This is a genomic window from Microcystis sp. LE19-10.1B, assembly GCF_027530565.1.
In the GTDB taxonomy this organism is placed as follows: Bacteria; Cyanobacteriota; Cyanobacteriia; order Cyanobacteriales; family Microcystaceae; genus Microcystis; species Microcystis aeruginosa.
This window is the reverse complement of sequence record NZ_JAPZQM010000053.1, coordinates 1-8,147: the sequence shown is the minus strand read 5'-3', so window position 1 is coordinate 8,147 and position 8,147 is coordinate 1. Positions and strand designations below refer to the sequence as shown.

Below are 8,147 nucleotides of genomic sequence, written 5' to 3'. Positions count from 1 at the left end.
TGCCCACCTCTAGTGAAGCTTCGTAGCCTTCATTATTGAGACAAACTGCGAACTTATTTGTTGGAGATGACTCTATTTTCATGGTCAATCTAGAAACGGTAACTTGAGCTTAAATTCTTTTTTGCCGATGCCATGAGCTTCATACCAATGGACTTCAGCTAACCTTACTATACCATTGGGAAGCTGAACTTGGGCTATGCCCTTTAATTTTCTCCATTTACCTTTGCCATACTGTTTTTGCAACCGTTCCCGATTACGAATTCCTGTTCCTGTGGCAATAATCTCGATATTCGTGATATCGCTGATAATCTCAAAGTCCACGATCAAGCAAGCAATCTTAAAGAGTGACCCTCTATTATAGCATCTATTGCCAAAAAAGAGATATAAAAAAACAAAACCCCCTCAAGATTGAATCAAGGGGCATTTATGGTATTTTTAGAAGCAATTTAGCCAACTTTTGTGGTTTCTTTTTTGGTGGATTAAGAGGGTTTTAGTTGGCGCTTGATGGTTGAAGCTGCGCCGGAGCCGAAGGTGATGATACTCAAACTGTTATTTTTTGTACTGTAGATTTTTTGGTTATTTCCTTAGGATGTCTGAACAATTGACCTTCATTTTGGTAGAAAACTTCATAATCTGCTGCCAGTTCAAGACATAACTGTTTCCATAAACTAATTCCTTCTTGTTTAAAATCCATTTCAGCTTGCTGATTAGGAAAATCTGATCAAGGTGGATAGTCTTGATTTAAAGTCTTATCGTAAGTATCCTGCCATGGGTTTAAACGTTGAATGGTTGCTTGACTTAATGGTAATTCTTCAGGAGCAATGTTATCAATTTCATCTACTCCCCAAAGTGGGTAACTTCCATAATCTGCCCAAAGTTTGATTCTGATTGCCATAACTATCATTCCTGAATCAGTTTGTTAATTAATCGAGCCGTAGGTTGGGTTGAGCTATCATTATTGCTCTGGTATTACCCATCGGCTCAAAAGGCGAAACCCAACAAACATTGTGAAAATATTCCAGGAAGTTGTTGGGTTTCCTTGCGTCAACCCAACCTACGAGTCTTTATTCAGTGAACAGTTAACAGTTAACCGAGGTAATATATTACCTCCATTCAACTGAGAAATTAGAACCTACTAATCGCAGATAAACGATTCTTCCGGGCAAATTTCCTTTAAAGAGAATTTTTCCGTTAATGGGGACTCTAGAAGGCATATCTCTCATATATACTAGATCACGACCTATTCCTCCAATACGTCCCTCCGATCCCGTCAATTGCTTGCCGGTAGAATCAATGATGATAGAGTATTGGGGATAAAAAGTAAGATCTCTGACTTCCCCTAAGTTTGCAACCATAAAAGTACAAACTACAGAATTATTGTCTTTATTACAATTCTGAATCTCGAAAGCAAAACCATTGCTTACACGTCTCAAATTACGGGCTTGAGCAATATCATCGTGATTCTGATAGAAGTTAGAAGATAAAGCTGTAGTTAAGGCTAAAATTGGTAGCCATCTGAAAAATCCTTTTTTCATCACCATTCGCTACTCAGTACATAAGTGTTCGCCCCCTCGCAGCTAGGTGAAGCAACAACCCAACCCAACACCAAAGGCGGATAGTAGAACAATACACACTCCCCCCCCCACAAATGTATCAAAAGCTACAATTTAATAAATCTTTATATTTCTCTCCCTAGCTTAGGGGTTGACAGAGCAGGGAGTCTCAGGTGTTTTCCGCTGTTTTACTGCTTCTCAGACGAACTATCGTCTTCCTTGAGTTATTGTGGCGCGGTCTGTCGGATTCGTCTTTGCGTTCATCTCTGTCTCGAAGTTGTTGAAGCGGATTGGCTCTGTTATTCTTTGTGTGATAAGTTTAACTTATATAGTGGTGATCGATCTCTGTGTCCTTTGTGTCTCTGTGGTTAGTTCCACTCACTGCCCCAAGACTGTATCTCAGAATACATTTTACCCACCAAACCTAAGAGAGCTGCGGATTCTCTATTTTGTTATAATTAGTGTCATTCGTTCGGTTTTGGCAGGGAAAAATATTCCGACACTTGCACAACTCTGACAATGTTAAGTACCTAAGCAAAATTAATTACACATATCGTAAGGATTCAGGTCATACAAAAAGCAGTCAAACCCATGCTGTGTAAGCATTTAGGCGAATTATGGCCAAATCCTCATTCTCATTAAGAAACGCTGAAAGGCTTAATTTTCGTGCTTATTGAGAATGAAACTGTTAGTTTAGCGAGTTCTGAGATTTGAGAAGCCGCTCTGTGACTGCATTTGAGGCACCTGAATCCTTACCACATATCTAACCACCTCTTGCATGAGTGCCCATCTTCACTAGGAAATTTATTTGGCACGACTACTTATTGAATGAAGATGTAAGATAATGCACAACCAATGACTGGCGATATGGAATCACTACAATCCAAATGAAATGGCATCACTAAAATATTGAAATGTTTTCTTAAACTGATTATTATATGAAGGAGATTGTTTTTTATCGTACCCAGTCAGGAGCCAGCCCCGTTGAAGATTTTTTAAATTCTCTGTCTGGAAAACAAGCTCAAAAAGTGTTGTGGGTGTTACGCTTAATTCAGGAGTTAGATTCTGTCCCGAGTCAATACCTGAAAAAATTAGTCAATACTGATGATATTTGGGAAGTGAGGGTTCAGATTGGCAATAATATATTCCGTCTGCTGGGCTTTTTTGGAGAAAGTGATTTAATTATTTTAACGAACGGATTTGCTAAAAAGACTCAAAAAACACCATCCCAAGAGATTAATTTGGCAGAGCAACGAAAACGAGACTACTTGAACAGGAGATTCGACGATGAGTGATGTAGAACAATATATTAACAGGAGAAAACAAACTGACAGTCAATTTTGCCAAGGCTTCGAGTCTGGTTATCTCAGTTTCAAGCTGGGAGTTATCTTATCACAGGCAAGAGAAGAAGCTGGACTGACTCAGGAAGAATTAGCGCGTAAGTTAAATTGGGATAAAGCAACGGTTTTCAACCTAGAAGAGAATGTGGAATCTGTCGGTATTTCTACTTTAGAAAAATACGTCAAAGCTTTAGGAAAGGAACTTATTGTGGAAATAAGATAGCGGCTTCTGTAGGTTGTAGATTCAGAAAATCCCGTCCCGCACCAACTAGCTGATAGACTGGGGATAAGCTGTACTGAATTTAAACTGCGTATTGGAATTTTTAGTACAAATGCTCGAACTTTCTCTCCCTGCTCCCTTCTCCCTTGCAGTCTTAACGAGCAATTCAGATAGTCAACAGCTTAATATCCCTCCAGCCAATCAGTTCATCTCCCTGAATCGGTGGAACTATTAGCTTTTCTAGGTTTGGCTAAGGAACAGCCCAACCCAACACCAAAGCTGTACGACAATAGAGTACACACAAAACTAAACTAAGCTGTAGCCTAAGCTACAATTTTATAAATCTTTACATTATTCTCCCTAACCAGCGATTCAGATTTTGGGGTTTTTGGGGAGTTCAAGAGCTTGGACTTGTACAATAAGGTTGTACAAGTATCCCCTAAAAATCATGTTAAGCAAAGAAACCACCTACTCTCAGGCGAGAATGAATTTAGCGAGTCTCTTAGATCAGGTGTGTGACGAATCTCAAATTATCGTCATTAAGCGTCGCAATCAGAAAAATGTGGCCTTAATTGCTGAAGATGAGCTTTCCAGTTTATTAGAGTGTGTTTATTTATTGCGATCTCCAGAAAATGCCCAACGCTTATTTCGCTCTTTAGCATGGACCCAGACAGAAGATGCAACTCCTCAAACATTAGCTGAATTGAAAGAGGAGTTAGGAATTGAGTCCTAAAAGAGAAAATAAGCCAGATAAACCTAAAAACAATCCTATTCATGATTATTTGCCCGTTTTTAGTCCTGATTTCAAAGCAGATTTAGCTTGGTGGTATCGGAACGAACCGAAAAAAGGCGATAAAATCTTAGACTTAGTAGCAGATATTTTGGATGGCGATCCGTTTACAGGATTGGGTAAACCCGAACCTCTTAAGTATATTGCTGCCGACACTTGGTCACGACGGATCGACTTAGAGCATCGTTTGGTTTATAAAGTCACAGGAAATAAGGTTTATTTTTTACAAGCTCGCTATCATTATCAATCAGGCTAAACTCAGACAAACCCATCAAGAACTGTTACAGGAGAAAGGGGACAAAGAACTTAGTGAGTCCCCCCTCGCAGCTAGGTGAAGCAACAGGCCAACCCAAGACAGAAGGAGGACAGCGAAACAGTACACACTAAACTAAGTAAAGCTGTAGCCTATGTTACATTTTAATAAATCTTTACATTCCTCCAAGATTTAATCCTCATAAATGCGGCACTCTAAGGCATCGGGATTGGCTTCGCAGTAGGACTGAAGTGAGTTAGTCCCCTGTTTTTTGACCCGTTGATGGGAGGCTTCGGCTTGGAGTTCCTCCACCACATCCCAGGCTGCGGCGCAATCGGGAGAGATTTCACCCTTGGCCGCACAAATTGCCCGCGCGTCTTCCCGGGCCGCTTCAATTTCATCTTCAATGAACAACCGCTTGGGCTTTTCGACAAAATCGCTCTTGAAGAGAATATCACTGACAGAAATAATGCCCAGCAAAGTTTTGCCCTGAATCACCGGGGCGCGGCGAATGCGGGTTTGAGCAAATAACCGGGCTACATATTCCACCCCCAGTTCGGGATTGACGACCACACAGGGCTTGGCCATAATTTCGTAAACCCGCATAGTTTTAGGATCGTGGCCAAAGGCCGCCACTTTGTAAACGATGTCGGTTTCGGTGACAATTCCATAGGGGTCCTGTTCATGGCGCGGTTCGACAATCAAACCCCGCAGTTTTTTTTCTTTCATCAATTTCACGGCATCGGCAACCGTTGCCGAACCACGAATGGTGACAACGTTTTGGGTCATAATTTCTTGAGCTTGTAGCATAGGAGTTGGATGGTGTTGTTAAATTAAAGAACTGGTATAAACGCAAAAGTTGACTAGGGTTGTCCCGATAGCAATTTCCTAGACTCTTGTGGGCTGAGTGCCACTTTGAACACAGATGACAAAGACCAATGGGCGATCGCTGGTTGGGTTTGGGGCGGCACAGCCGCAGCTGTGTTCCCCTGAATGCCTGGAGCATAGGCCTCCAGCACAGCGCCATTTTGCCAACACATGGCGATGAAATAATCACACACTGGGCATTCCGTCTGAGCAACCTGCCGGGCCGGACACTTATATCCTGCGGGTAGGCGATCGCTCAAGAGCCGTTGAGCTACGCTGCCACAGTTGGGACACCGAATTTCTATAAGCTTGTTCATCGCCATACCTCAAAATTGAATAGTGGTGTGAGAAGGAAAGGGTTAAGGTCGGACGTTTGTCCAGAGTGGAAGACTATAATTGTCGTTCTACTGCAGCGGTAAATTCTTCATAGGGTTTAACCCCAACTAATGTTTCTATCAATTTCCCCTGTTTAAATACCATGACAGCCGGAATACTTCTAATCCCAAAGCGTTTGGCTACGGGTTTGTTACTGTCCAGGTCAAGTTTGAAGACTTTGGCGCGATCTCGATAGTCATCGGCCAATCGATCGATCAACGGTGCCACCAGTTTGCAAGGTCCACACCAGGTTGCCGTGCAATCTACCACCAACAGGGATTCACTCTTTAAGAGGGAATCGAATTCAGTTTCATCTTGAATAAATGTAGCCGTACCCATGTTTATATCTCCAAATTGATTTTGTGTAACTTAGGACAAATTCTCTGATCGCTGCGTTTTACAATAGAAATCCAGCCTTGACCCGCTCCTCATCTAAAAATGCTTGGCCTTTGACCCTTTAACTTTGTCCGCCTCCCGGGGGTATCGTCTATAGTTTGGTCGTCCCAGACATCGATGGTGACATCTAGTCCCTGCTCATGCGCGGGTTTTACTTTCTAAGTCGTCATCGGCTGCCCCCAATCAAAACAAATTTGCGACGTTAAGTTGCGATAATATGGTTTTGCAAGTTATTGCATTGACATCCCCTATGACAGCGACCCCTTCAAACGATTTATCTGCCTGGGAGCGGCTAGAACAAGGCAGACAAGCAAAAGCAAGCAACGGTGGTTATGCGGGCTACGGCTCCCCTGCCTTTGGACAACGATCGATCGATGGGGAATTAGTGGATGATCCGGAAGAGTGCCGGGTCATTGAACTGATTCGCCGTCATCACAAATCAGGGAAATCCTTGCAGAAGATCGCCGATTGGCTTAATGAACAGGGCTACACCACCAAACGCGGTCAACCATGGCAGCGTATTTCCGTAAAGCGGGTGCTGGATCGACTTTATGGAAAGGTGTCCAGAATTTCCGGAGTAACCCTTCAGGCCGACCAGAACCCGGAAGTACTCACCCCAGCGTCTGGTGATGCCGCTCCTGAAACCATTAGAGGCTGAATAACCCCTAAATGAAAAGCTTCAGGCTTTAACCTGTTACATCCCTCTATGATACACCGAAGTGGGTCTAAAATCTTTACGAGTTTAATAAAAACTGTAACAAAACGTTACATCTTTTAGGAAAAAGTTAAATGACGCTACACTTTGAGATAGTTTTAGAACGGGTTTTAGCAACTCTGAGAGTCTGGGTTCTTTGCCCAGTGGCTGTTCTGTCTATCTTGGCCTTTGCGATTGCGGGATGGTGCTGATGTCCTTTGATACACCTCTGAGTTGGGCCCCCGATCTGGAAAAAGCGATCAATCGCCAGCCCTTGACGGTGCCGCCAACCACTTCCCTGGCAGATGCGATCGCCATGATCGGTCAGGCCCATAGTCGTCTGTGTTTGCTCACCGATGACCTATCCCCTCTAGCTGCTCCGGCCGGAGAAGCGCGTGTTAGCTGTCTGCTGGTGGTGCAAGGACAAGAGTTATTAGGAATTTTGACAGAACGGGATGTGGTGCGACTCACCGCCCAAGGGATTAACCTGTCCGAGACAACCGTTGCCGATGTGATGGTACATCCCCTGATCACGTTGCCCCAGCAATCTGCTCAAGACATTTTTGCTGCCCTGTTTTTGTTTCGGCGCTACCGCATTCGCCATTTGCCGATTGTGGATGACCAAGGACACTTAATCGGGGTGATCTCCCATGAAAGTATTCGCCAGATATTGCGTCCGGCCAATCTGTTGCGGTTTCGTCGCGTATCCGATGTGATGACCAGTCAAGTGGTACAGGCCCCACTCACCGCCACAGTCTTGCAATTGGCCCAGTTAATGGCTGAACATCGTGTCAGTTGTGTGGTGATCACCCAGAGAAATTCCGAAGACAATGACTACCCTGTTGGTATTGTGACAGAGCGAGATCTTGTCCAGTTTCAAGCAGTTCAAATCGATCTGCACAAAACTAGGGCCCAGACGGTGATGAGTACGCCCTTATTTCTCCTCAGCCCCGAGGATTCCCTGTGGACGGCCCATCAGGAAATGCAAAAACGGCGGGTGGGGCGTTTGGTGGTTTCTTGGAACTGGGGTCGGGGGTTGGGCATTGTCACACAAACCAGTCTGTTAAGGGTTTTTGACCCGATGGAAATGTATGGGGTGATTGAAAATTTACAACAAACCATTCAACAGCTAGAGTCCGAGCGATCGCCCTTCCCTCCTTCTCCACCAGCGGACTTATTACCCCAACGGACCCGCACCCCATCAGAAAAAGAGATTGTCAGCGATCGCGAATTATTACTAGCCTTGCTGGACAATGCTTACAAAGACGTAAAGTATATGTTGGCTAACTTAGATATTGTCGTCGAGCAGCGGCGATCTTTGCTTCAATCTGTTCTAGATAAGCTTGCCCACCTCGGTCGTGAAATTAGCTCTTAGTAAGCTGTTCGTAATTTACATTGCTTGTTGAGAAGAGGCAAGAGGCAAGACCCCCTAAACCCCCGACATGGTAGGGTTGATTCATGAATCAACCCTACTATCAATTAACCCTACTATCAATTAACCCTACTATCAATAAAATTGGGCTCTTCGGGAATTGTTATGCAAATAATTAACTTAAAATAAAATTCGATGAGAGTACCTAAGCTCAAAAGTAGCTGAAATCCATACAGGGAAGGACTTAAGGCATCAACAGGTTAATACCAAAAGATAGACAATCGAGT

The 8,147-nt window shown here is 43.6% G+C and carries 11 protein-coding genes and 1 pseudogene; 6 read left to right on the top strand and 6 right to left on the bottom strand.

Annotation, left to right across the window (positions count from 1 at the left end):
* Positions 1 to 84: 84 nt before the first annotated feature.
* From O9332_RS02065 to O9332_RS02050, 3 genes and pseudogenes are all read right to left on the bottom strand, one after another.
* A complete protein-coding gene (locus O9332_RS02065) occupies positions 85 to 321 on the bottom strand; it encodes a hypothetical protein (RefSeq protein ID WP_004161776.1) in 237 nt (78 codons plus the stop codon).
* A 220-nt stretch (positions 322 to 541) separates the two neighbouring features.
* Positions 542 to 895: pseudogene (locus O9332_RS27910) on the bottom strand (immunity protein CdiI family protein).
* A gap of 208 nt (positions 896 to 1,103) precedes the next feature.
* Complete coding sequence (locus O9332_RS02050) at positions 1,104 to 1,541, bottom strand: hypothetical protein (protein ID WP_002763759.1); 438 nt, start codon at positions 1,539 to 1,541, stop codon at positions 1,104 to 1,106.
* Between the two features lie 950 nt (positions 1,542 to 2,491).
* On the opposite strand from O9332_RS02050, the gene O9332_RS02045 reads away from it, so the two are divergent.
* The 4 genes from O9332_RS02045 to O9332_RS02030 all read left to right on the top strand — a co-directional run bounded on the left by O9332_RS02045 (position 2,492) and on the right by O9332_RS02030 (position 4,159).
* Positions 2,492 to 2,848, top strand: coding sequence for a type II toxin-antitoxin system RelE/ParE family toxin (locus O9332_RS02045; protein ID WP_002763756.1), 357 nt, complete (start codon positions 2,492 to 2,494; stop codon positions 2,846 to 2,848).
* Entirely contained in the window at positions 2,841 to 3,116 is a 276-nt protein-coding gene (locus tag O9332_RS02040; RefSeq protein ID WP_002763755.1) for a helix-turn-helix domain-containing protein, read from the top strand. The genes O9332_RS02045 and O9332_RS02040 overlap by 8 nt, the downstream gene beginning before the upstream one ends.
* 445 nt (positions 3,117 to 3,561) lie before the next feature.
* Positions 3,562 to 3,846, top strand: a complete 285-nt coding sequence (locus O9332_RS02035) for a type II toxin-antitoxin system Phd/YefM family antitoxin (protein ID WP_002763754.1) — start codon at positions 3,562 to 3,564, stop codon at positions 3,844 to 3,846.
* Positions 3,836 to 4,159, top strand: coding sequence for a Txe/YoeB family addiction module toxin (locus O9332_RS02030; protein ID WP_002763753.1), 324 nt, complete (start codon positions 3,836 to 3,838; stop codon positions 4,157 to 4,159). The genes O9332_RS02035 and O9332_RS02030 overlap by 11 nt, the downstream gene beginning before the upstream one ends.
* A 189-nt stretch (positions 4,160 to 4,348) precedes the next feature.
* Here the strand turns inward: O9332_RS02030 and O9332_RS02025 are convergent, their stop codons facing one another.
* The 3 genes from O9332_RS02025 to trxA all read right to left on the bottom strand — a co-directional run bounded on the left by O9332_RS02025 (position 4,349) and on the right by trxA (position 5,737).
* Positions 4,349 to 4,966: a CP12 domain-containing protein gene (locus O9332_RS02025; RefSeq protein WP_002751597.1), complete on the bottom strand. Its 618-nt coding sequence runs from the start codon at positions 4,964 to 4,966 to the stop codon at positions 4,349 to 4,351.
* Positions 4,967 to 5,019: 53 nt separating this feature from the next.
* Positions 5,020 to 5,346 (bottom strand): hypothetical protein, encoded by a 327-nt coding sequence (locus O9332_RS02020; RefSeq protein WP_002763752.1) that lies wholly within the window; start codon positions 5,344 to 5,346, stop codon positions 5,020 to 5,022.
* 67 nt (positions 5,347 to 5,413) lie between these two features.
* Positions 5,414 to 5,737, bottom strand: coding sequence for a thioredoxin (gene trxA / locus O9332_RS02015; protein WP_002763751.1), 324 nt, complete (start codon positions 5,735 to 5,737; stop codon positions 5,414 to 5,416).
* A gap of 274 nt (positions 5,738 to 6,011) precedes the next feature.
* Between trxA and O9332_RS02010 the strand changes: the two genes are divergently transcribed.
* Both O9332_RS02010 and O9332_RS02005 read left to right on the top strand, forming a co-directional pair.
* Positions 6,012 to 6,452: a recombinase family protein gene (locus O9332_RS02010; RefSeq protein ID WP_002763750.1), complete on the top strand. Its 441-nt coding sequence runs from the start codon at positions 6,012 to 6,014 to the stop codon at positions 6,450 to 6,452.
* Positions 6,453 to 6,690: 238 nt separating this feature from the next.
* Complete coding sequence (locus tag O9332_RS02005; protein WP_043999540.1) at positions 6,691 to 7,863, top strand: CBS domain-containing protein; 1,173 nt, start codon at positions 6,691 to 6,693, stop codon at positions 7,861 to 7,863.
* Positions 7,864 to 8,147: the final 284 nt, after the last annotated feature.

Coding starts and splice junctions, on each gene's coding strand:
- O9332_RS02050 (WP_002763759.1), bottom strand. CDS start 1,541: ATGGTGATGAAAAAAGGATTTTTCAGATGGCTACCAATTTTAGCCTTA.
- O9332_RS02045 (WP_002763756.1), top strand. CDS start 2,492: ATGAAGGAGATTGTTTTTTATCGTACCCAGTCAGGAGCCAGCCCCGTT.
- O9332_RS02040 (WP_002763755.1), top strand. CDS start 2,841: ATGAGTGATGTAGAACAATATATTAACAGGAGAAAACAAACTGACAGT.
- O9332_RS02035 (WP_002763754.1), top strand. CDS start 3,562: ATGTTAAGCAAAGAAACCACCTACTCTCAGGCGAGAATGAATTTAGCG.
- O9332_RS02025 (WP_002751597.1), bottom strand. CDS start 4,966: ATGCTACAAGCTCAAGAAATTATGACCCAAAACGTTGTCACCATTCGT.
- O9332_RS02020 (WP_002763752.1), bottom strand. CDS start 5,346: ATGGCGATGAACAAGCTTATAGAAATTCGGTGTCCCAACTGTGGCAGC.
- trxA (WP_002763751.1), bottom strand. CDS start 5,737: ATGGGTACGGCTACATTTATTCAAGATGAAACTGAATTCGATTCCCTC.
- O9332_RS02010 (WP_002763750.1), top strand. CDS start 6,012: ATGGTTTTGCAAGTTATTGCATTGACATCCCCTATGACAGCGACCCCT.
- O9332_RS02005 (WP_043999540.1), top strand. CDS start 6,691: ATGGTGCTGATGTCCTTTGATACACCTCTGAGTTGGGCCCCCGATCTG.